This window comes from Herbidospora sakaeratensis, assembly GCF_001570525.1.
Lineage (GTDB): Bacteria > Actinomycetota > Actinomycetes > Streptosporangiales > Streptosporangiaceae > Herbidospora > Herbidospora sakaeratensis.
Genome location: NZ_BBXC01000008.1, coordinates 683,158 through 704,020 on the forward strand (window position 1 = coordinate 683,158; position 20,863 = coordinate 704,020).

A 20,863-nucleotide genomic window follows, 5' to 3' on the forward strand; every position below is an offset into this window, starting at 1 on the left:
AGTAAATTCCTCCTGTGGACGTCACCACCTGGTACCTCGAACAGACCACCCCCTCCGATCTGCGCCCCGCCCGGCCCCCGCGCGACGATGTCGACATCGTCCGGGCCGAGATCCCCTCGCCCGACTTCCACCGCTTCCTCTACTCGGCGGTGGGCGGCGGCTGGCAGTGGACCGACCGCCGCGACTGGACCGACGAGCAGTGGCTCTCCTGGCTCGGCCTGGGCGTGGAGACCTGGGTGGCCTACCTGCGCGGCACGCCCGCCGGCTACATCGCCCTCGAACCGCAGGGCGCGTCGGTGGAGGTCGCCTACTTCGGGCTGCTCCCCTTCGCCATCGGCAAGGGCATCGGCGGGCACCTGCTGCACTACGGCGTCGAGAGGGCCTGGAAGCTCGCCACCGACCGGGTCTGGGTGCACACCTGCTCCCTCGACTCCCCGGCGGCCCGCGGAAACTACGAGGCCAGGGGATTCCGCCTGTACAAGACGGAAGTCTCGAAGGTCTGAGTCGCGGGCGTCGGTGGGGACCGGCAAAATGTTCGACATGGCCCGACGAACCACCAGCCCCCCGCCCGACGAGGACTTCGAGGAGCGGATCGTCGACATCGACGTGTCCGCGGAGATGCGCACCAGCTTCCTGGAATACGCCTACAGCGTCATCTACCAGCGCGCGCTCCCCGACGCCCGCGACGGGCTCAAGCCCGTGCAGCGGCGCATCCTCTACTCGATGAACGAAATGGGGCTGCGCCCCGACCGGGGCCACGTGAAGTCGTCCCGCGTCGTCGGCGAGGTCATGGGCAAGCTCCACCCCCACGGCGACGGCGCGATCTACGACGCGCTGGTGCGCCAGGCCCAGCCGTTCTCGATGCGGCTGCCGCTGGTCGACGGCCACGGCAACTTCGGCTCGCCCGACGACCTGCCGGCCGCCATGCGGTACACCGAGGCCCGCCTGTCCGACGCGGCGATGCTGATGGTGCAGTCGATCGACGAGGACACGGTCGACTTCAAGCCCAACTACGACGGCCAGGAGACCGAGCCCTCGGTCCTGGGCTCGGCGTTCCCCAACCTGCTGGTCAACGGCTCGACGGGCATCGCGGTCGGCATGGCGACCAACATGGCCCCCCACAACCTGGTCGAGGTCGTGGCGGCCGCGCGGCACCTGCTGAAGCACCCCGACGCGACGCTCGACGACCTGATGAACTTCATCCCGGGCCCCGACCTGCCCACGGGCGGCTACATCAACGGCCTGTCGGGCATCCACGACGCCTACCGGACCGGCCGCGGCACCTTCAAGATGCGGGCCACCGCGACGATCGAGAACGTCACCCCGCGCCGCAAGGGCCTGGTCGTCACCGCGCTCCCCTACAACGTCGGCCCCGAGCGCGTCGTCACCAAGATCAAGGAACTGGTGACGTCCAAGAAGCTGACCGGCATCGCCGACCTCAAAGACCTCACCGACCGGCACAAGGGCCTCCAGCTGGTCATCGAGATCAAGAACGGCTTCAACCCCGAGGCGGTGCTCGAGGAGCTCTACCGGCTGACGCCGATGGAGGAGACCTTCGGCATCAACAACGTGGCCCTCGTCGACGGCCAGCCGCGCACCCTGGGCCTGCGCGAACTGCTCTCCGTGTACGTCGAGCACCGCATCGACGTCGTGCGCCGCAGGTCGCTCCACCGCCGCCGCAAGCGCGAGGAGCGGCTCCACCTGGTCGAGGGCCTCATCATCGCCCTGCTGAACATCGACGAGGTCATCCAGGTCATCCGCAACGCCGACGACTCGGCGGCGGCCCGCACCGGCCTGATGGAGCGCTTCGAGCTGAGCGAGATCCAGGCCAACTACATCCTCGACACCCCGCTGCGCCGGCTGACCCGCTACGACAACCTGGAGCTCGACAAGGAGAAGGCAACGCTGACCCGCGAGATCGCGGAGCTCACCGAGATCCTCTCCTCCGACCTGAAGCTCCGGAAGGTCGTCTCCGACGAGCTCGCCCAGGTCGCCAAGACCTACGGCACCCCCCGGCGCACGCTGCTGCTCGAAGGCGGGGTGGCCGCGCTCGCGCCGGTGCCCCTGGAGGTCGCCGACGATCCGTGCCTGGTCCTGCTCTCCTCCACCGGCCTGCTGGCCCGCACCGCCGACGCCTCGCCGCTGCCCGCCGAGGGTGAGCGCACCGTCCACGACGTGCTGGTGTCGGCCGTGCGCTCGACGGTCCGGGGCGAGGTCGGGGTGGTGACCTCGCTCGGCCGCATGATCCGGGTCAGCGTGGTCGACCTGCCGACCCTGCCGGCCTCGGCCAACCCGCCTTCTCTGGCGGGCGGCCACCCGGTGGCCGAATACGTCTCGCTGGCCGCCGACGAGACCGTGATCGGCATCGGCTCCCTCGACCCCGACGGCCCCGGCCTGGCCATCGGCACCGAACAGGGCGTGGTGAAGCGGGTGGTGCCCGACTACCCGGCCAACCGCGACGAGTTCGAGGTCATCGGCCTGAAGGACGGCGACGTCGTGGTCGGCGCCGTCGAGCTCACCTCCGAAGACCACGACCTGGTCTTCATCACCTCCGACGCCCAGCTGCTGCGTTACACCGCGACCAACGTCCGCCCCCAGGGCCGCCCGGCGGGCGGCATGGCCGGGATCCGGGTCGAGCCCGGCGCCAAGGTCATCTGGTTCGGCGCGATCGACCCGGCGCGCGAGTCGCGCGTGGTGACGATCGCCGGTTCCTCGACCGCCCTGCCGGGCACCCAGATCGGCGGCGGCAAGGTCTCCGACTACGCCGAGTTCCCGCCGAAGGGCCGCGCGACGGGCGGCGTGCGCGCCCAGCGTTTCCTCAAGGGCGAAGACGTGCTGCTGCTGGCCTGGGCGGGCCCGGGCCCGGCGAAGGCGGTGTCGTCGGTCGGCAAGCCGGTGCCGCTGCCCGACGAGATCGGCCGGCGCGACGGCTCGGGGGTCCGGCTCACCCACACGGTCGCGGCCATCGGCGGAGCGCTGTGAGTCAGGCCAGCTTCGTCTCGTAGGCGTCGCGGAGGTCCTGCCAGCCGTGGTTCAGGGCCTCCTCGCCGACGACGCGGCCCTTCGGAGCGCCCGACAGGAGCAGGTCGGCGGTGTCGAGGCAGACGTGCCAGCCGGCCGCGTTGCGGGCCGCCCAGTCGGGGCCCGGCATCGTGTGCGAGAGCCGCAGGCGGGTGCCCGACTCCGTCGGCTCCAGCTCCCAGCGCAGGAGGTCGCCGCCCCACGTGTATTCGAGCAGGTGGGGACGGTCGGCGTTGAGGATCGTCTCCTCGGTGCCGGCGCCGTCCATGACCAGGGTGGCGTCACCGGGGGCGCCGAGGTCGCGGTCGGGCTCGAAGGGGGCCCACTCGCGCAGCTGACCCGGTTCGGTCAGCGCGGCCCAGACCTTCTCCGGCGGGTGGCGCAGGTCGCGGGTGAAGACGAGGGTCCAGCGGCCGTCGTCTGCCGGGTGCGCGGTGACGTCTGCGAGTTCCATGGCCTACTCCTGGCGGTCGAGGTGGGCTTCGAGGGCGTCGAGGCGGTCGTCCCAGAGGCGGCGGTAGGGCGCCAGCCATTCGTCCAGGGCCGCCAGCGGACGCGGCTCGACGCGGTAGATGCGCTGCTGCGCGGCCGTGCGCGAGGTGACCAGCCCGGCCTCCCTGAGCACCTTGAGGTGCTTGGAGACGGCGGGCTGGCCCATCGACAACTCCCGCACGAGCTCGCCGACGCTGCTCTCCGACCGGCGCAGCCGGTCGAGGATGCGGCGCCGGGCCGGCTCGGCGAGTACGGCGAACACGTCCACCCTCTTATATTCCCCTCCAGGAATATAAGCCGTCAATCGCAGAGGCAGAACAGGTGGCCCGCCGGGTCGAGGTAGACGACGAAGCCCTCCTCGTCGCCCGGCTGGTGGTGGTGTTTGACGGCCCCGAGGGCGGTGACCTTCTTCCCGGCCTCGACCAGGTCGTCGACGACGACGTCGAGGTGGGCCTGCTGCGGGTGGTCGACCTGCGGCCAGACCGGCGGCACGTAGTCGGGGGCGAGCTGGAACGCCATGTTCACCGAGCCGCCGTCACCGATGGTGACCCAGTCGACGTCCTCCTTCACGATCTCCCAGCCGAGGAGCTCGGCGTAGAAGCCGGCGAGGGCCTTGGGGTCGGGGCAGTCGTACACGAACGAGTGGAGGGTGGCGATGGCCATGGACGTCTCCTGCTTTCCCGTGACAATTGTAACCGGCTAAGAACCTATACCGGTGTTGCCGGATATAGCCAGACAATTACCCCGATCCCCGAGGCTCATGCGCCCGCCTATCGCGCCAGGGACGCCAGCAGCTGCGCCGGGTCGCCGCCCGGCCAGTCGGCCAGCAGCTGCGACTCCCGGTCGCCCGGCTCGAACCCGTCGGGCTTCAACATCCCGGCCTCACAGAGGGCCACGATCAACGGGTCGTCCTCCGGCAGCGTGTCGACATAACAGGCCGCGTCGATGAGCGCGAGGGCCAGGCGGGCGTTGCGGCCCTCGTCAGACGGCTCCACGCGGTCGAGACGGCGGCGGGCGCGGGCGCGGAGATGGTCGGACAGGGGCGCGGTGGTGCTCATGCTCTCGGGTCTCCTCAGACGGTCGGCGACTTTACGTCACGGATAATTACCTAGGGTGACACGAGTTCGGGGGTGCTTCATCGCATTGGTAGACCCCGAGAAAGGTCACGAATGTGGTCTGCGGGAACATTCCGTACATGAACGGTGCCTTCGATGACTTGCTGTCGGCCAACGAGACCTACTCCGCCACGTTCACGGGTTCCGGCCTGACCGGCACGGCGGCCCGCGGGCTGGCCGTCGTCACGTGCATGGACTCCCGCATCGACCCTCTCGGCCTGCTGGGCCTCAAGCCCGGCGACGCCAAGATCCTCCGGAACGCGGGCGCCCGCGTGACCGACGACGTGCTGCGCACCCTCGTCGTCGCCGTGTTCGTCCTCGGCGTCAACCGGGTCCTCGTCATGCCGCACACCGACTGCGGCATGACGAAGGTCACCGACGACGACATCCACGACCTGGCCATGGCCAAGGGCGTCGACACCCGGAGCCTCGACTTCCACACCGTCCCCGACCAGAACGCCGCCCTGCGGCACGACCTGATCCGCATCCGCACCAGCCCGTTCCTCGACGGCGTGGTGTCGGTCGGCGGCGCGATCTACGACGTCCGGACCGGCAAGCTCACCCCGGTCGAGGAACTCCGACGGGACGCCGCCGCGTAATGACCGACCTCGACCGGATCCTCCGGTTCAAAGAGGATCACATCCGCTCCCAGGCCGACGACGTCCAGGAGCACCTCTTCGGCTTCGCCGTCCGCAATCTCCGGTACGCCGCCTCGCACAACCACAACAAGGTCGTGATCACCGGCCCCGCCGACGCGGCGGAGATCACGGCCCTGGCCGACCACGCCCTCGACGGGGCGGCCCACCGCCTGGTGGAGATCCACCACGAGCCCACGGCCCTGGCCCTGGCCGGTGCGCTGACCGAGGCCGGCTACGACGGGGAGACGAACCTGCTGATGCGCCACCAGGGCGCGCCACCGCCCTCCGCGCCAGGCGTGTCGGTGGTGACCCTGGCCGACCTCCACGGGCCCGTACGGGCCAGTTGGGCCGCCGAACTGCCCCAGCTGACCGACGAGGAGCTCGACCAGCTCACCGAACGCCGGGCCACCCTCCTCCAGGACGGCTACGAGACCACGTTCCTGGCGGTCCGGGACGGGGGGACCATCGTCTGCCACGGCGACCTCTACGTGCACCGGCCGTCGGGCCTGGCCCAGTTCGAAGACCTCTCGACCGACCCCGACCACCAACGCCGCGGCCACGCCCGCGCCGTGGTGACCGAGGCGATCAACCGGGCGACGGGTCTGACCCTGTTCCTGGAAGCCGACGAGTCCGACTGGCCCAAGGACTTCTACGGCCGCCTGGGCTTCACGACGGTGGGCCGAACCCACCACTTCCGCCGAATGGTGTGACCACCCGGCAACCGATCACGACACCGGGCGGGCACGTCGAACGTGGAAACCTGGCCGCCCCACCGGGGCAGGCCAGGGGTCACAACCTGGCCACCTCATCCGGCGTCGGGGCCAAGCGAACCCTGGCCGCCCCATCGAGGCAGGCGCGGGCGTCACAAACGGCCTCCCGACACGGGAGCTGAACGCCGCCAGGCGTTGGGGAAAGCCAACACCTGGCCCCACCAGGTCACCATGAGCGGCATCCCGCACGAACTCGGGCGTCAGAGCTGAGCCAACCGCCTGAGCCGTCGTCAGGCGTCGATGTGGTCGCGGTCGATGTCGGAGGCCGAGCTGACGATGAACTCACGACGGGGCGCCACGTCGCTGCCCATCAGGAGGTCGAAGATGCGCTCGCCCTCTTCGACGTCTTCGATGCGGATGCGCCGCAGCACGCGGTGGCGCGGGTCCATGGTGGTCTCCGCCAGCTGGTCGGCGTCCATCTCGCCGAGACCCTTGTAGCGCTGGGGCGGTTCCTTCCACTTCTTGTTCCGCTTGCGGAGCCCGGCGAGGACCTTGTGCAGCTCGGCGTCGGAGTAGCAGTAGATGTACTTCTCCTGCCCCCGCCCCGGATTGGTCAGCTCCACCCGGTGCAGCGGCGGCACGGCGGCGAACACCCGCCCGGCCTCGACCATCGGCCGCATGTAGCGGTGGAACAGGGTCAGCAGCAGGCAGCGGATGTGGGCCCCGTCGACGTCGGCGTCGGCCATCAGGATGATCTTGCCGTACCGGGCCTGCTCGATGTCGAACGAGCGGCCCGAACCGGCCCCCACCACCTGGATGATCGCGGCGCACTCGGCGTTCTTCAGCATGTCGCTGACCGACGCCTTCTGCACGTTGAGGATCTTGCCCCGGATCGGCAGCAGCGCCTGGAACTCCGAGTCGCGGGCCAGCTTGGCGGTGCCCAGCGCCGAGTCTCCTTCGACGATGAACAACTCGCTGCGGTCGACGCCGTCGCTGCGGCAGTCGACCAGCTTCGCCGGCAGCGCCGAGCTCTCGAGCGCGGTCTTGCGCCGCTGGTTGTCGCGGTGCTCCCGGGCCGCGATGCGTGCCTTGGCCGCCGCGACGATCTTCTCCAGAACAGCCCTGAGCTGCTGCTTGGCCCCGCGCGGCGGGTTGGTGAAGGTCTCGCGGAGCTCCCGCGAGACGACGGTCGAGACGATGCGGGTCGCCGCGGAGGTGCCGAGCACCTCCTTGGTCTGCCCCTCGAACTGCGGCTCGGCCACCCGGACGGTCACCACGCCGGTCAGACCTTCGAGGATGTCCTCCTTGGTCACGCCGTCGTCGTTGGCCCGCAGCAGCCGCGACTCACGCAGTAACTCGTTCATGGTCCGGACCAGCGCGCGCTCGAAGCCGAGCACGTGGGTGCCGCCCTTGGGCGTGGCGATCACGTTCACGAACGACCGCACGGTCGAGTCGTAGCCCTTGCCCCAGCGCACCGCGACGTCGACGACCATCTCGCGCTCGACCTTGGTCGGCGTCATGTGGCCCTGCTCGTCGAGCACCGGCACGGTCTCGTGGAAGTGGCCCTGCCCCTGCATGCGCAGCACGTCGCAGACGGCCTCGTCGCGGGCCAGGAACTCGGTGAACTCGCTGATGCCGCCGTCGAACCGGAAGGTCTCCTCGGAGGGCTCCTCGGTCCGGCTGTCGCGCACCGACAGCGTCAGCCCGGGCACCAGGAACGCGGTCTGCCGCAGCCGGACGTGGATCTCGTCGAGCGAGACCTCGGCCTCGGGCAGGAAGATCTGCCGGTCGGCCCAGAACCGCACCCGCGTGCCGGTGACCCGCGACCCGAGCGGCCCGCCGTCGCGCAGGCCCGACTTCTTCTTGAACTTGGCCGCCGGGCCCTCGCCGTCGAAGATCCCGGGCACGCCGCGCCGAAAGCTGATCTCGTGGACGCGGCCGTCGCGGTCGACCTCGACGTCGAGCCGGGACGACAGGGCGTTCACCACCGAGGCGCCCACACCGTGGAGGCCGCCGGAGGCGCCGTAGGACCCGCCGCCGAACTTCCCGCCGGCGTGGAGCTTCGTGTAGACCAGCTCGACACCCGGCAGCCCGCTCTTGGGCTCGACGTCGACCGGGATGCCCCGGCCGTCGTCACGCACCTCGATCGACCCGTCTGGATGGAGCTCGACCTCGATGAGGGAGCAGTATCCGGCCAGCGCCTCGTCGACGCAGTTGTCGACGATCTCCCACAGGCAGTGCATGAGCCCGCGGCTGTCGGTCGACCCGATGTACATGCCCGGGCGCTTGCGGACGGCTTCGAGACCTTCCAGAACCGACAGATGACGAGCCGTGTAACCCGTCTCCGCTACCGTCACTCCAGCTCCCACGCTCAACAGTCGAACACGCGTACGCAGCTTAGCGCTAGGCGTGGTTTTACGCCTACCAGCTTGCCAGCTGCCGAGGGGTTCTCGTTACCTGCGGTGTGATCCACGTCACCTTTCGGAACATTCCGCTCTCGGCGTAGTCAGGAGGTGATTGGGAACGCCCTCATCCGGTTAGATGTTGTCCCAAGTGACTGTGACGCCAACATCCCCGGTCAACGGGGTGACCCGAAAGGCGATACGTGACTGGAGCTCTCGCCCCCACCAAGCCGCTGACCGCCCTAGACCGCTGCGACCGATGCGGCGCTCAGGCCTACATTCGCGCGACTCTTCCGGTAGGCGCCGAACTCCTGTTCTGCGCACACCACGGCCGACAGCACGTGGCCGCATTGCGCGACAAGGGCGCTGAGATCCAGGACGAGTCGGCCCGACTCAGTACGACACCCGCCTCCGCCGCTCCCGACGAGCGGTGATCCGGCGGCCGAAATCGACGACGACGGCGTGACCAGGCTCTCCCTGGTCACGCCGCCGTCTTTTCTTCCGTTACGGCCCCGCCCACCCCGGCACCGCCCGCCGCACCGGGAACACCCGCATCCGGCGCCACCCGGCCGCGCCGCTCCCCCGCCGCAACGACGTGCCACTGGCCTGGGGTTTCGGCCCTAGGCTGGGCGGGTGCTGATCCTCCTGCCGCCCTCGGAGGGCAAGGCGGCCTCTGGCCGGGGGCGTCCCGTCGATCTCGACGCGCTGAGCTTCCCCGAGCTGACCTCCGCCCGTGAGAAGGTCCTCGACGCCCTCGTCGAGCTCTGCCACTCCCCCGAGCAGGCCCACCAGGTCCTCGGCCTGCCGCCGGGCCTGGCCGGCGAGATCGCCCGCAACCGGGGCCTGAGATCAGCCAGGACGGTCAAGGTCGCCGACCTCTACACCGGCGTCCTCTACGACGCCCTCAGCCTCGCCACGCTCGACTCCAAGGCGAGGGCCCGCGCCACGAAACGCCTGGTCGTCTTCTCGGGGCTCTGGGGCGTGCTCAGGCTCGGCGACCGGGTCCCGCCCTACCGGCTCTCGATGGGGGTCCGCCTGCCGCCCGTGGGCGGCTTGGCCGCGTTCTGGAAGCCCAGCCTCGCCCCGGTCCTCGACGAGGGCGCGGGGCTGGTGGTCGATCTCCGGTCGTCCACCTACGCGGCGGCCTGGAAGCCCAGGAGGGAGACGGTCGCGGTGCGGGTCCTCCGGCAGGACGGCACCGTCGTCAGCCACATGGCCAAGCTGACCCGGGGTCTGATCGCCCGGTCGCTGGTGGAGAGCCCCGCCCCGGCGAAGGACGCCGGCGAGCTCGCCCACCTGCTGACCAGGCTCGGTCATGCCGTCGAGCTCCACCCGGGCAGGCTCGACGTGGTGCTCAGTTCGTGATGACGTTCAGTTTGCCGCAGGCCCGCTGAAACTGGTTCTCCGGTTCCCCGCCGAGGTGTGACCACGGCAACCTGCTGAACCGGCCGCCCGTCCGGGTGAGATGTCCCCGCGCCGGACGTCGCAGGTCGGACAGGAAGAAGGCGGCCCCGAATGCGTTGTGGGCCTCTATCGATCGGGGGTGGGCCGGGCCGATCCGGCGCTGCGACCACCGGCCCGCCGCGGCGACGATCTCCCGTTGGGCATCGAAGCTGAACCAGCCGCCACGTGACATGGGAGTGCGTTCGGCGGCGACGTTCTCGAAGTGGGCCAGCGGGATCAGGGCCGGCAGTGGGCTGCCTTCGGGCGCGTTGGCGACCACCGTACGGGCGAATTCCATCATCTCGGTCGCGGTGCCGCCCCAGCCGGGCGACAGCGTGATCAGCCGGGCCACGTTGGCCGGATAGAGCGTGGGCCAGCGGCGGGCGCATTCGTACCAGACCGAATCCTTGTCGGTCCGGGGCCGTTCGAGGCCGACGGCGAGCCAGAGCATCGACTCCCACGGGACCGGATCGGCGGGCATCAGCCCGGCGGCGGTCACGAGCGGCTGGCGGGCCGACTCCATGGCGGAGTGGTAGGCCTCCAGCCGGCGGGCCTGCACGGCCCGCGCTTTCACTTCGGGTTTTATTTCGAACGCTTCCTCGATTCTGGTTCTGCCGAGCCACAACCACAAATCGGGATTCGCCTGGTCCCGGGCGATGAGGCTTTCGATGCCGCGGCTCATTCCGACCGCAGCGCGGGAGAGGGCCTCGACCCGCAGGGCACGCACTTCGGGATCGCCCCTGGTGGCGGCCAGCAGGGGGATGGCCGCCTCGACGTTACGGCGCTGAACAGCCAGAACGGCCTCGTCCAGCATGATGTCCGCCCATGGGCGGTCCGGGATCACTCGTGGCCCCCGAGCACGTGCTCGATCCACTTCGATTACTCCCATGGGGCGGCAGCATAGAAGTGACGAGGAGGTCACGCGCAACTATCGTGTTACGCCCACGTAAAAACAGAACGTAAATACGGCCCGGCGCGCAATATCGCACACCGGGCCGTATTTACGGATATCCGTTAATCGAGGTAGTCGCGCAGCACCTGCGAACGGGACGGGTGACGCAACTTCGACATCGTCTTCGACTCGATCTGGCGGATGCGCTCGCGCGTCACGCCGTAGACCTTGCCGATCTCGTCGAGCGTCTTCGGCTGACCGTCGGTCAGGCCGAACCGCATCGAGACGACGCCCGCCTCGCGCTCGGACAGGGTGTCCAGAACGCTGTGGAGCTGCTCCTGGAGCAGCGTGAAGCTGACGGCGTCGGCCGGGACGATGGCCTCGGAGTCTTCGATCAGGTCACCGAACTCGCTGTCGCCCTCCTCGCCGAGGGGGGTGTGCAGCGAGATCGGCTCGCGGCCGTACTTCTGGACCTCGATGACCTTCTCGGGGGTCATGTCGAGCTCGCGCGCCAGCTCCTCAGGGGTGGGCTCGCGGCCCAGGTCCTGGAGCATCTGGCGCTGCACGCGGGCCAGCTTGTTGATCACTTCGACCATGTGGACCGGGATGCGGATGGTCCGCGCCTGGTCGGCCATGGCCCGGGTGATCGCCTGCCGGATCCACCACGTGGCGTAGGTCGAGAACTTGTAGCCCTTGGTGTAGTCGAACTTCTCGACGGCGCGGATCAGACCGAGGTTGCCCTCCTGGATCAGGTCCAGGAACAACATGCCGCGGCCGGTGTAGCGCTTGGCCAGCGAGACCACCAGACGGAGGTTGGCCTCCAGCAGGTGGTTCTTGGCCCGGCGGCCGTCTTCGGCGATCCACTCGAGCTCGGCGCGGACGTCGACGGGGAGCTGGTCACCGTCGGTGCCCAGCTGCTCCTCGGCGAACAGACCCGCCTCGATGCGCTTGGCGAGCTCGACCTCCTGCTCGGCGTTGAGCAGGGGGACCTTGCCGATCTGCTTCAGATAGTCCTTCACCGGGTCGGCGGTGGCGCCGGCGGCGGCGACCTGCGCCACGGGGGCGTCATCGTCGTCGTCGGTGAGGATCAGGACCTCTTCTTCGACCTTGGCCACGACCTCGGCGCCCTTGGGCTCCTCGGTCGTCTCCTCTTCGGAGTCGCCCTCGCCCTCGGACTCGTCGGACTCGACGTCGACCTCGACGTCTTCGATGTCCTCGATGTCGAAGTCTTCGATGTCGACGTCTTCGATGTCGTCGTCGTCTTCGGACAGGTCGGCCGACTTGGGCTTCGGCTCGGCCTTGCCCGCTGGGGTGGTGGCGGGACCCGTGGCCGGTGCGTCGGCCTTGGGCTTCGCGGCGGGGGCGGTCTTCTTCGCGGACGCGGTGGGCTTCGCAGCCGGGGCGGCCTTCTTGGCGGCCGGCTTCTTCGCGGCCGGAGCGGGCGCCGGATCGGTCACCACGGCGGTGACGGTCTCGGGCTGCGACTCCTTGGCGGCGGCGGCCTTGGTGGACGTCTTCTTGACGGGCGCGGCCTTGGCACGGCTCTTCGCGGGGGGCTTCGCCTTCTTCGGCCCCGCGGAGTCTTCGGCGGTGAGCCTGACGATGATGCCCTCTTTGCTGAGGCTACGCAGGATTCCGGCGACTTGCGGTACCGGAATGTCCGCTTCCTCGACGGCCCGGCGGACATCCTCGGCTTCGAGGAAACCCTGCGAGCGCCCACGCTCGAGGAGCTGCTGAATCACTGGCTCGTTCAGCTCCGACGGCTTCGAGCGAGTCGAACTTGCAGGCGACACGAACACCTCTCGAACGAACGCATGGCGAGAATGGACCCAGGTGGTTGCTTCTTTTCCGATGGCGAGGCCGCGCGGAGGGCGACAAACCATTCTGGCACGCCGCGACACCCCGTACGGCCACCTCCGGCCGGTTGCCCTCCACCCTAGGCCGACCGAGACACTGGTGCGTACGGAAGCCGGTCACCGATACCCGAAAGCAACCGTTATGACTGATTCATTCAGTCACTCTTCGTGGCAGCGGGGACATGAACCGCAAGCACCGTGACGTCATCATCCTGTTCATACCCGGACAACATCCGGTCCACCAGGAAATCAAGCAACATATGGGGACTTGTCAAGATCTCCTCAGGGGCCTCGGCGACGACCGCGGAGAGCTCCCGCAGGCCCGCGTCCAAGCCCCGCTTGCGGTTTTCGACGAGACCGTCGGAGTAGAGCACCGCCGTGTGGCCGGGCGGCACGGCGAACCGGAACTGCTTGCGGCTGGTGGCCCAGCCCAGAGGGGTGCCGGGCTGGTCGCTCTCCTGGAGGATCGCGGTGCCCTGCGGGGAGACCAGCAGGGGCGGCGGGTGGCCGGCCAGCGCCAGGGTGCCCTCGCCCGTGGTGGGTTCGACGACCATGTAGGCCAGCGTCGTGACCTGCTCCTCTTCCTCGGTCGCCTCAAAAACGCGGTCGAGGCCGGTGAGCACCGCCGCGGGCGGCGGGTTGGTCAGCGCCAGGGCGCGCATCGCGTTGCGGATGCGGCCCATTCCGGCGGCGGCCTTCACGCCCTTGCCCATGACGTCGCCGACCACGGCGGCCACGCGACCGTCCTGGAGCACGAAGGCGTCGTACCAGTCGCCGCCGACCTGGACGTGGCGCGAGCCCGAGCGGAACCGCTGGGCCAGCACGAGGCCGCGCACGACCGGCAGCCGCTCGGGGAGCAGGCTGCGCTGGAGCGTCTCGGCGGTGCGGTGCTCGCGCTCGAACAGGGTGGCCCGCTCGACGGCCAGCGCGCACTGACCGGCCAGGGCCTCCAGGAACACCCCGTCTTCCTGGGAGATCTTCTGGGGGCGGGTGAAGGAGAAACGGAGCGCTCCCAGAGCGCGTCCGGCGGCCAGCAGCGGCAGGCCCACCCAGGCCCGCTCCTGGGTGTGGGCGAGGAAGCCGTTGATCTGGTCGGTCTCGCCACCGGCGTCGGTGAGCTGGGCGCGCAGGCTGTCGGGCGACTCGGCGAAGACCGGCCGGCGGCTGTTCACGGCCATGGTCATGACGCTGGAGCGCGACAGGGAGATGTCCTCCCCGGGGGCGCCGCCTGCGTCGGGGATCGCGCCGGAGTTGATCACCTTGAGGGTGCCGCGGTCGGGGTCGAGCAGCGCGACGGCGGAGTGGTCGGCGGCCAGGGCGGTGCGGCCGACGTCGATGATGACCTGGACGACCTGCTCGACCGTGAGCGCCTCGGCCAGTATGGCGGTCGCGCCCTGGAGCCGGGCGGTGCGCAGGGCGGCGGCGCCGAGCTGGTCGGTCAGGCGGCCGCGCATCTCCTCGGCCTCACGCTGGGCCGTGACGTCGGAGTTGGCGCCGACCCACTCGACCACGCGGCCGTGGCGGATGATCGGGACGGCCCGGACCTCGAAGTCGCGGTAGCCGCTGGCGCGGGTGCGGACGCGGTAGCTCCACTCGAACATGGTCCGGCCGCGCAGGGCCTCGCGCCAGGCCTCCTCGGCGGCGGGGCGGTCGTCGGGGTGGACGGCGTCGAGCCAGCCGTGGGCGAGGTACTCCTCCAGCCCCTGGCCGGTGATGGCGCGCCACTGCGGGGCGTCTTCGACGACGGCGCCGCTTGGGGAGGTGATCCAGACGAGCTGCTGCTGCGACTCGACGAGCGAGCGGTAACGCTCCTCGCTGCGGCGCAGGTCTTCTTCGGTGGTCTGGCGCTCGGTGACGTCGACGCCGAACAGGGAGGTGCCGATGGCGGCGCCCTCGTCGTCGTGGAGCGGGAAGAACGAGATGGTCCAGTGGCGGGCGTCGCCGTTCTCGGCGCGGGTGCGCAGGCGCTGGTCGGTGACGGGAAGACGGTCGTCGTTGATCCTGCGCAGCGCGGAGTCGATCACAGTGGCCAGGTCGGCCGACAGGATGTCGGCGGGGAGGCGGTCGATATGCCGGTCGACAGCGATCCCGGTCAGCTCGGTAAAGGTCGAGTTGACACGGACAAAACGGCCAGTGGTGTCGAAGAAGGCGAAGGCGTAGGGAGCCTCCGACATGAGGCCCTTGAACAGGGCAGAGTCTGAGATGTCCAAACCCGACTCCCGGGGACGGGGCACGGAGGTTTCGGCGCTCATGGTCGGCACCTCCGTCGCGTGCCAGGGTCTCCCACGAGGCACATCTCCATAACTGTATTGAGTAGCGCAGTTCTGCCCTACATCATCGGCGATGGGCACGCGCGGACGGAAGCCCCGCCCGGCATGCGGTCAACGCATCCTGTCAAAAAAGCGCCACCTCGCGCAGCAAGATCTCACTTACTTTTTGGCGGCCTTCTTCGCTTCCTGCTTGGTCGCCCGCACTTTGGCGAGGCTGCCGGCGTCGACCACGTCGGCGACCGACCGGAACGCCCCCTCCTCGCCGTAAGCCCCCGCGGCCTCGCGCCAGCCCGGCGGCTGCACGCCGAGCTGTTTGCCCAGCAGCGCCAGGAAGATCTGCGCCTTCTGTCTGCCGAACCCGGGAAGGCCCGTCAGGCGGCGCAGCAACTCGGCTCCGCTGCCCGCGTCGGCCCAGACCCGCTCGGCGTCGCCATCGTAGTGGTCCACCAGATGGGCCGCCAGTTGCCTGATCCGCCCGGCCATCGAGCCGGGATAACGGTGCACGGCCGGTTTCGCCGAAAGTATCGCGGCGAAGGCCTCCGGGTCCATCGCGGCGATCTCGTGGGCGTCGAGGTCGTGCCCCATCCGCTCGGTGATCGTGTAGGGCCCCTGGAAGGCCCACTCCATGGGGATCTGCTGATCGAGCAGCATTCCGACGAGCAGGGCCAGACCACTGCGCCCGAGGAGTTCGTCGGCCTCGGGACGCTGTGTTAGCCGGATGTACATGTTTCCAGCTTCGCACGCGTCACCCTGGTGTGTTTGGCTCATGTAACAAAACCACGCGGAGGGTTGACACCAGCGCGGAAAGTTATGGAATGAGAGACGGCACTTTCGCCCGACAACCGGTGCCCCACCGAGCACCGGAATTCCCACATTCAGCGAGGATGCCTGCCTCTATGCCTACTCTCGCCACGAGCTCCACAGCCGCCACTACACGCGCTGGAACACGTGAGGCCGTCGCCGCCCGGCTCGCCGAGGAATTCCTCACCGTCCCTCTGGTCACCGTCGAACGGTGCGTCGACGACGTCTGCGCGTGCACCGAGCACCTCGGCGTCGACGTCACTCCCGTGAGCATCGAGCGCATCGCCCGGGAGCACCTTCTCGCCCTGGTCAACTCCGCTCCTCCGAGCAGGAGATAAATAACGGGGTAGTCACCGGGCCGCGTTACGGTGCCTTTTGGCGTCGTAATGCGAGAAGGTAGAACAGTGAGTCGAAGACGGAGACGAGATCCCCGGGAAAATCCGCCGGACGACGTCTTCGCGGAGATGCTCCTCGCGGCCCGCGAGCTGCTCGCCGTCAGGAGTCCGCTGGACGCCGAGCTCATGGTGTCCGACATGCTGGGCGCCTGGTGGGGGAAGCGGCTCCGCGGCGGCGACGTGGAGCAGATCCTCGGAGAGGGCCTCGTCGACTACGCCGCCAAGGCGGGCACCCCCGCCGCGCTCACGCTGCTGATCTCGGTGGCCTACCTCGGCACCGCCCGGCAGGCCGCCAAGGCCGAGGGGGCCGCGCTGGCTCTCATGGAGTCCGACGTCGCCCGCCCCGGCTGGGCCGACCGCGTCGGCGCGGTCAAGCCGCAGGGCTGCTACGTCTCCCGCGACATCTACGGCGACCAGGACACGGTGGTCAGCACCTTCGCCTACAACGGCGACGACACCCACGCGCTGGTGCTGGTCGTCGACTACAACATGCGCGGCATGGCCCGCGACGCCTGGGTCTCCACGCAGGTCGACAAGCTGCTGGAGCAGGCCGGTCTCGAGGCCGCGGGCAACCCGATGTTGCGGTTCGAGGAGATCGAGCCGCAGCAGGCGCGGGCGCTGCTGGAGTTCGCCATGAAGGCGGCCAGGGAGGAGGCCTACGACCGCAAGGCGCCCAAGGTCGTCAGCGACAGCTACTCCGCCTACCACGCCTTCGCCCGGTCGCGGATCAAGGCGCTGCCCCCCGGACGCAAGCGGCCGGCCCCGGCCCACTCCGAGGCCCCGTACACCAGAGAGCGGCGGGCCATGCTCGGGGCCGAGTTCCTGGCCAGTGACGCGGCCGAGAACCTGAGCGACCCGTCGGCGGCCTCGCGCTGCGCCGACCACATCATCGACTACGGCTGCGACCAGGATTTCGGCCGTCCCCATCGGGTCAGCCCGGCCAAGTGCGAGACGTTCCTGCTCGACTGGCTGCCCCGGAAGATCATGCTGACCCCGGCGCAGCAGGACGCCATGCCCCACGTGCTGGCCGCCTGGGTGCGCTTCGCGGGCTCCCGCATCGGCCTGCCCGACCAGGCGATCAGGGCGACCCTCGACGCGGTGTGGGAGGCGACCGCCCGGTTCGGCACCGCCTACCGCGACCCGACGTCGTTCGGGCTCGACCGCGAGCTGGTCGAGCGGCTGCTGCCCGACGGCGACCTGTCGGCGCTCGCGCGGCGGGCGTTCGTGTTCCCGGTCCTCCAGGGCATGTACGGCGACGTCGAGCTCGACCGCCTCAACCCGGCCGACGAGGCCGACCGGCGGATCCTGCTGGAGATGGACCACGCCGGGGAGCTCTCGCGGCCCGACTTCGCCGAGCACCTGGCCTGGCACGAGGAGATCGCCAAGCGCCTGTGGGACGGCGACCCGCCCCAGATGTGGGAGGCGGCCCAGCGGCTGATCGACCTCGGCCACGACCGCCACGACGTCTTACACGTGCTGATCGAGATCGCCGAGCGCATCGGCGATCACCCCGACGAACTCGCCGCCGCCCTCGACGACATCGCCGACATCCCCGACGAGCCGCCCCTCTAGGCTGGGGATCATGACGATCGACCTGAACGCCGACCTCGGCGAGGGGTTCGGGGCCTGGAAACTGGGCGACGACGACGCTCTCCTGGAGATCGTCACCAGCGCCAACGTGGCCTGCGGCTTCCACGCGGGCGATCCCCTGACGATCCGCCGGGTGTGCGAGGCGGCGGTCGCCCGGAACGTGGCGATCGGCGCCCAGGTCTCCTACCGCGACCTGGCCGGGTTCGGGCGGCGGGAGATGGACGTCCCGGCCGAGGAGCTGCGAGCCGAGGTCCTCTACCAGCTGGCGGCGGTCGACGGCATCGCGCGGGCCGTCGGCGGGCGGGTCTCCTACGTCAAGCCGCATGGAGCGCTCTACAACCGGGTGGTCCGCGATCCCGCGCAGGCCCGCGCCGTGGTCGACGCGGTGACCGACTACGGCCCGCTGCCGGTGCTGACGCTGCCGGGGTCGGTGGTCCACGGGATGGGCGCGCCGACCGTGGCCGAGTGCTTCGCCGACCGGGCCTACACCCCCGAGGGCACCCTGGTGTCCCGGCGCGAACCCGGTTCGGTGCTGCACGATCCCGGCGAGGTGGCGGCGCGGGCGGTCCGGATGGCCGTCGACGGCGTCGTGACCGCGGTCGACGGCTCGCAGGTGCGGGTGGAGGCGCGGTCGATCTGCGTGCACGGCGACACCCCCGGCGCGGTCCGCCTCGCCCGCGCCGTCCGCGACGCGCTCGCCGGCGCGGGCGTGGCCGTCGAGGCGTTCGCGTGATCCGGCGGGTGGGCGAGCACGCCCTGCTCGTCGAGACGGGCTCGCTGGCCGCCTCCCACCGCCTCGACGCCCGCCTGCGGCTGCTCGCCGACGTGGAGGAGGTCGTCCCGGGGCCCGAGACCGTGCTGGTGGTGGGCGGCCGCGCCGACCAGCTGATCCCGCTGATCGAGCAGCTCGACCACACCCCCGTGCACGACCTCGGCGGCGAGACGGTCGAGATCCCGGTCGTGTACGACGGCGCCGACCTCGCCGACGTGGCCTTCCTGGCGGGGATCTCCGTCGAGGAGGTGATCGCCCGCCACACGGGCTCGGAGTTCGTGGCGGGCTGGCTGGGCTTCGCGCCCGGGTTCGCCTATCTGGTCGGGCTCGATCCCTCGCTGCACGTCTCCCGGCTCGACCGGCCCCGGACCGCCGTGCCGGCGGGGGCGGTGGCCGTCGCCGGAGCCTACTCGGCGGTGTATCCCGCCGCCTCACCCGGCGGCTGGCGGCTGCTCGGCCACACGACGCTCCCGGTCTGGGACGTGACCAGCGACTCGCCCGCCCTGCTCAAGCCGGGCACCCGGGTCAGGATGGTCGCCACGTGACCGTGGAGGTGGTCGCCGCCGGGCCCTACGCCACGATCCAGGACTTCGGGCGGCGGGGCTTCGCCCATCTCGGCGTCCCCCGCTCCGGGGCGGCCGACCTGCCGAGTCTGCGGCTGGCCAACCGGCTGGTGGGGAACGCCGAGGACGCCGCCGCGATCGAGCTCACCTTCGGCGGCGCGGTGCTCGGGTTCGGCCGGGGCGCGTGGGTGGCGCTGGCCGGAGCGCCGGTGCGGGCGTCGCGGGGCGGGATGTGGGCGCCGTTCTGGGTGCCCGCGGGAGGGGTGCTGGAGATCGGCGTGCCCTACGAGGGGCTGCGGACCTATGTCGCCGTCCGGGGCGGGATCTGCGTGCCGCCGGTGCTGGGCAGCATGTCGACCGACTCGCTGTCGGGGCTCGGACCGGCGCCGCTGACGGCGGGAACGGTCCTGGCGCTGGGGGAGCCGATGTTCGGGCTGCACGCCGACGTCGCGCCGCAGCGCCCGATCTCGGCCGATCCGACCGTCGGAGTGGTGCGCGGGCCCCGCGACGACTGGTTCACCGACGACGGGTTCGCCACGTTGTGCGCGGGGGCGTACCGGGTGAGTCAGGACAGCAACCGGGTCGGCGCGCGGCTGACCGGGACGGCGCTCCGGCGGGCGCGGACCGGGGAACTGCCGAGTGAGGGCATGGTCGCGGGCGCGATCCAGGTGCCGCCCGACGGGCAGCCCATCGTCTTCCTCGCCGACCATCCGCCGACCGGCGGCTACCCGGTCATCGGCGTGGTCGCCGCGGCCGACCTGCCGAAGGTGGCCCAGCTCCGGCCCGGCGACCAGCTTCGATTCCGGCCGGTCAGATAGGGGTCACCACCACTTTCAGGGGTCTGCCCAGGACGTCGACGACCTTCTCGGCCGCCTGTTCCACGCCGGGCGCCTGCTCCAGCATCGTCGCGGTCAGCACGCCGTCGCGGGCCTCCCAGGTGCCGACCACACGGCCCCGGTGGACCACGACCGGGGAGATCCAGCCGGCCGTCCGGCTGACCGCCGCCTTGGCCGACGCCGGGAGCAGGGGTTCGAGGTCGCGGGGGGCGCCCATCACGTACTGGTCGAAGCCGGGCAGCAGGAAGGTGTCTTCCGAGGGCCGGGTGGCCCTGAGGTCGTCGACGTGTTCGGGGAGCACGAACAGCTTCTCGCCCTCGACGGTGATCGTTTCGGGGGCCAGGTCGGCGAACCATCGGCGCAGGACAGCGCGGCGGGTCAGGCCCCGGAACAACCACCCGTCCAAGGCGGCCATGCTCGCCGGGCCGTGGGCGCCCAGGAAGGCCCGCAGCAGCTCGACGCCGCCCTCTTCGGCGGACATCTCCCCCACCCGGGGCGGCGCCGTGAAGGTCACCTTGCCGCCGCGCGGCGCCCCGTGGCAGAGCTCGCCGAGGAAGCTCAGCGGTTTGAACAGCTGGCCCCAGCCGGAGGCCATCTTCTCGCGCAGGTGCTCGTCGCCGGTTGCCGCGATCACCGCGTCGACCAGCTCTTCCCTGGTCAGCGGCCCGGCGGCGAGCGCCTCGGGCACCGCGCCGATGATGGCCTCGAGCTCGGCGGCCGACACGCCGCTGCCCCGGTGCCAGGAGGGTTTGTCCCAGTAGCGGAGGGTGCCCAGCACCGCCCGGTAGACCGGCCACGACGCGGTCGGCAGCAGGTGCAGCGTGCCCCGGATCGACCACGTCTTGATGAGGGTCTGGTCGGTGAGGAGGGCCTTTTCGATCTCCGGCCCGGCCGGGCGGCCGAGCCGGAGGGAGACCGCCAGCTCGGCCGAGGACGCGACCTGGGCCTGCACCCCGCAGAGCCGCTCGGCCACGGCCACCGCGCCCGGGCCGGGAGTGGTCACGAACTGACGGCCGAGCCGCCAGGCCAGCACTTGGGGCCACGTCAGGTCCATGGCCCGCACGCTA

21 protein-coding genes are annotated in these 20,863 nt (G+C 70.5%); 11 read left to right on the forward strand and 10 right to left on the reverse strand.

Annotation, left to right across the window (positions count from 1 at the left end; genetic code table 11):
• Positions 1-14: 14 nt before the first annotated feature.
• Both AW271_RS08905 and AW271_RS08910 read left to right on the forward strand, forming a co-directional pair.
• Positions 15-503 (forward strand): GNAT family N-acetyltransferase, encoded by a 489-nt coding sequence (locus AW271_RS08905; protein WP_083976318.1) that lies wholly within the window; start codon positions 15-17, stop codon positions 501-503.
• A gap of 37 nt (positions 504-540) precedes the next feature.
• Entirely contained in the window at positions 541-2,982 is a 2,442-nt protein-coding gene (locus AW271_RS08910; protein WP_062335298.1) for a DNA gyrase/topoisomerase IV subunit A, read from the forward strand.
• Between the two features lies 1 nt (position 2,983).
• Here AW271_RS08910 and AW271_RS08915 read toward each other — a convergent pair whose 3' ends face one another.
• From AW271_RS08915 to AW271_RS08930, 4 genes are all read right to left on the reverse strand, one after another.
• On the reverse strand, positions 2,984-3,475 hold the full coding sequence (locus AW271_RS08915; protein WP_062334761.1) for an SRPBCC family protein: 492 nt from the start codon (positions 3,473-3,475) through the stop codon (positions 2,984-2,986).
• Between the two features lie 3 nt (positions 3,476-3,478).
• Positions 3,479-3,775 (reverse strand): ArsR/SmtB family transcription factor, encoded by a 297-nt coding sequence (locus tag AW271_RS08920; protein WP_245652996.1) that lies wholly within the window; start codon positions 3,773-3,775, stop codon positions 3,479-3,481.
• A 38-nt stretch (positions 3,776-3,813) separates the two neighbouring features.
• A complete protein-coding gene (locus tag AW271_RS08925) occupies positions 3,814-4,176 on the reverse strand; it encodes a VOC family protein (RefSeq protein ID WP_062334765.1) in 363 nt (120 codons plus the stop codon).
• A 107-nt stretch (positions 4,177-4,283) separates the two neighbouring features.
• Positions 4,284-4,571, reverse strand: a complete 288-nt coding sequence (locus tag AW271_RS08930; protein WP_062334767.1) for a hypothetical protein — start codon at positions 4,569-4,571, stop codon at positions 4,284-4,286.
• A gap of 137 nt (positions 4,572-4,708) precedes the next feature.
• On the opposite strand from AW271_RS08930, the gene AW271_RS08935 reads away from it, so the two are divergent.
• The gene (locus AW271_RS08935; RefSeq protein WP_062334769.1) at positions 4,709-5,227 is read left to right on the forward strand and encodes a beta-class carbonic anhydrase; all 519 of its coding nucleotides are present in this window, start codon (positions 4,709-4,711) and stop codon (positions 5,225-5,227) included.
• Entirely contained in the window at positions 5,227-5,976 is a 750-nt protein-coding gene (locus AW271_RS08940) for a GNAT family N-acetyltransferase (protein WP_062334771.1), read from the forward strand. The genes AW271_RS08935 and AW271_RS08940 overlap by 1 nt, the downstream gene beginning before the upstream one ends.
• Before the next feature lie 290 nt (positions 5,977-6,266).
• Here the strand turns inward: AW271_RS08940 and AW271_RS08945 are convergent, their stop codons facing one another.
• Positions 6,267-8,333, reverse strand: coding sequence for a DNA gyrase/topoisomerase IV subunit B (locus AW271_RS08945; RefSeq protein ID WP_245652997.1), 2,067 nt, complete (start codon positions 8,331-8,333; stop codon positions 6,267-6,269).
• A 248-nt stretch (positions 8,334-8,581) separates the two neighbouring features.
• On the opposite strand from AW271_RS08945, the gene AW271_RS42275 reads away from it, so the two are divergent.
• Positions 8,582-8,812 (forward strand): DUF7455 domain-containing protein, encoded by a 231-nt coding sequence (locus tag AW271_RS42275; RefSeq protein ID WP_083973837.1) that lies wholly within the window; start codon positions 8,582-8,584, stop codon positions 8,810-8,812.
• A gap of 199 nt (positions 8,813-9,011) precedes the next feature.
• Positions 9,012-9,743, forward strand: coding sequence for a YaaA family protein (locus tag AW271_RS08950; protein WP_062334775.1), 732 nt, complete (start codon positions 9,012-9,014; stop codon positions 9,741-9,743).
• Here AW271_RS08950 and AW271_RS08955 read toward each other — a convergent pair.
• The 4 genes from AW271_RS08955 to AW271_RS08970 form a co-directional block, all read right to left on the reverse strand.
• Positions 9,733-10,743, reverse strand: coding sequence for a hypothetical protein (locus AW271_RS08955; RefSeq protein ID WP_245652998.1), 1,011 nt, complete (start codon positions 10,741-10,743; stop codon positions 9,733-9,735). The genes AW271_RS08950 and AW271_RS08955 overlap by 11 nt on opposite strands.
• Positions 10,744-10,835: 92 nt before the next feature.
• Positions 10,836-12,506 (reverse strand): RNA polymerase sigma factor, encoded by a 1,671-nt coding sequence (locus AW271_RS08960; protein ID WP_062335299.1) that lies wholly within the window; start codon positions 12,504-12,506, stop codon positions 10,836-10,838.
• A gap of 218 nt (positions 12,507-12,724) precedes the next feature.
• Positions 12,725-14,821 (reverse strand): SpoIIE family protein phosphatase, encoded by a 2,097-nt coding sequence (locus AW271_RS08965; RefSeq protein WP_062334779.1) that lies wholly within the window; start codon positions 14,819-14,821, stop codon positions 12,725-12,727.
• A gap of 177 nt (positions 14,822-14,998) precedes the next feature.
• Positions 14,999-15,565 carry an HhH-GPD-type base excision DNA repair protein gene (locus tag AW271_RS08970; RefSeq protein ID WP_062334783.1) on the reverse strand — a complete coding sequence of 189 codons (567 nt, stop codon included), beginning with the start codon at positions 15,563-15,565 and terminating at the stop codon, positions 14,999-15,001.
• A 170-nt stretch (positions 15,566-15,735) separates the two neighbouring features.
• On the opposite strand from AW271_RS08970, the gene AW271_RS08975 reads away from it, so the two are divergent.
• The 5 genes from AW271_RS08975 to AW271_RS08995 all read left to right on the forward strand — a co-directional run bounded on the left by AW271_RS08975 (position 15,736) and on the right by AW271_RS08995 (position 19,778).
• Complete coding sequence (locus tag AW271_RS08975; RefSeq protein ID WP_062334785.1) at positions 15,736-15,978, forward strand: hypothetical protein; 243 nt, start codon at positions 15,736-15,738, stop codon at positions 15,976-15,978.
• Positions 15,979-16,104: 126 nt separating this feature from the next.
• Positions 16,105-17,607 (forward strand): hypothetical protein, encoded by a 1,503-nt coding sequence (locus AW271_RS08980; RefSeq protein WP_062334788.1) that lies wholly within the window; start codon positions 16,105-16,107, stop codon positions 17,605-17,607.
• A gap of 10 nt (positions 17,608-17,617) precedes the next feature.
• The gene (locus AW271_RS08985) at positions 17,618-18,358 is read left to right on the forward strand and encodes a LamB/YcsF family protein (RefSeq protein ID WP_062334791.1); all 741 of its coding nucleotides are present in this window, start codon (positions 17,618-17,620) and stop codon (positions 18,356-18,358) included.
• Positions 18,355-18,942: a 5-oxoprolinase subunit B family protein gene (locus AW271_RS08990; RefSeq protein WP_062334794.1), complete on the forward strand. Its 588-nt coding sequence runs from the start codon at positions 18,355-18,357 to the stop codon at positions 18,940-18,942. The genes AW271_RS08985 and AW271_RS08990 overlap by 4 nt, the downstream gene beginning before the upstream one ends.
• Positions 18,939-19,778, forward strand: coding sequence for a 5-oxoprolinase subunit C family protein (locus tag AW271_RS08995; protein WP_062334796.1), 840 nt, complete (start codon positions 18,939-18,941; stop codon positions 19,776-19,778). The genes AW271_RS08990 and AW271_RS08995 overlap by 4 nt, the downstream gene beginning before the upstream one ends.
• On the opposite strand, the gene AW271_RS09000 is transcribed toward AW271_RS08995, so the two are convergent.
• Positions 19,771-20,850 (reverse strand): DNA glycosylase AlkZ-like family protein, encoded by a 1,080-nt coding sequence (locus tag AW271_RS09000; protein WP_062334798.1) that lies wholly within the window; start codon positions 20,848-20,850, stop codon positions 19,771-19,773. The genes AW271_RS08995 and AW271_RS09000 overlap by 8 nt on opposite strands.
• Between the last annotated feature and the right edge of the window lie 13 nt (positions 20,851-20,863).

Bases quoted from the DNA above. Each gene is read 5' to 3' on its own strand.
- AW271_RS08910 (WP_062335298.1), top strand. From the start codon at position 541: ATGGCCCGACGAACCACCAGCCCCCCGCCCGACGAGGACTTCGAGGAG.
- AW271_RS08915 (WP_062334761.1), bottom strand. From the start codon at position 3,475: ATGGAACTCGCAGACGTCACCGCGCACCCGGCAGACGACGGCCGCTGG.
- AW271_RS08925 (WP_062334765.1), bottom strand. From the start codon at position 4,176: ATGGCCATCGCCACCCTCCACTCGTTCGTGTACGACTGCCCCGACCCC.
- AW271_RS08930 (WP_062334767.1), bottom strand. From the start codon at position 4,571: ATGAGCACCACCGCGCCCCTGTCCGACCATCTCCGCGCCCGCGCCCGC.
- AW271_RS08935 (WP_062334769.1), top strand. From the start codon at position 4,709: ATGAACGGTGCCTTCGATGACTTGCTGTCGGCCAACGAGACCTACTCC.
- AW271_RS08940 (WP_062334771.1), top strand. From the start codon at position 5,227: ATGACCGACCTCGACCGGATCCTCCGGTTCAAAGAGGATCACATCCGC.
- AW271_RS08965 (WP_062334779.1), bottom strand. From the start codon at position 14,821: ATGAGCGCCGAAACCTCCGTGCCCCGTCCCCGGGAGTCGGGTTTGGAC.
- AW271_RS08970 (WP_062334783.1), bottom strand. From the start codon at position 15,565: ATGTACATCCGGCTAACACAGCGTCCCGAGGCCGACGAACTCCTCGGG.
- AW271_RS08975 (WP_062334785.1), top strand. From the start codon at position 15,736: ATGCCTACTCTCGCCACGAGCTCCACAGCCGCCACTACACGCGCTGGA.
- AW271_RS08980 (WP_062334788.1), top strand. From the start codon at position 16,105: ATGCTCCTCGCGGCCCGCGAGCTGCTCGCCGTCAGGAGTCCGCTGGAC.
- AW271_RS08985 (WP_062334791.1), top strand. From the start codon at position 17,618: ATGACGATCGACCTGAACGCCGACCTCGGCGAGGGGTTCGGGGCCTGG.
- AW271_RS09000 (WP_062334798.1), bottom strand. From the start codon at position 20,850: ATGGACCTGACGTGGCCCCAAGTGCTGGCCTGGCGGCTCGGCCGTCAG.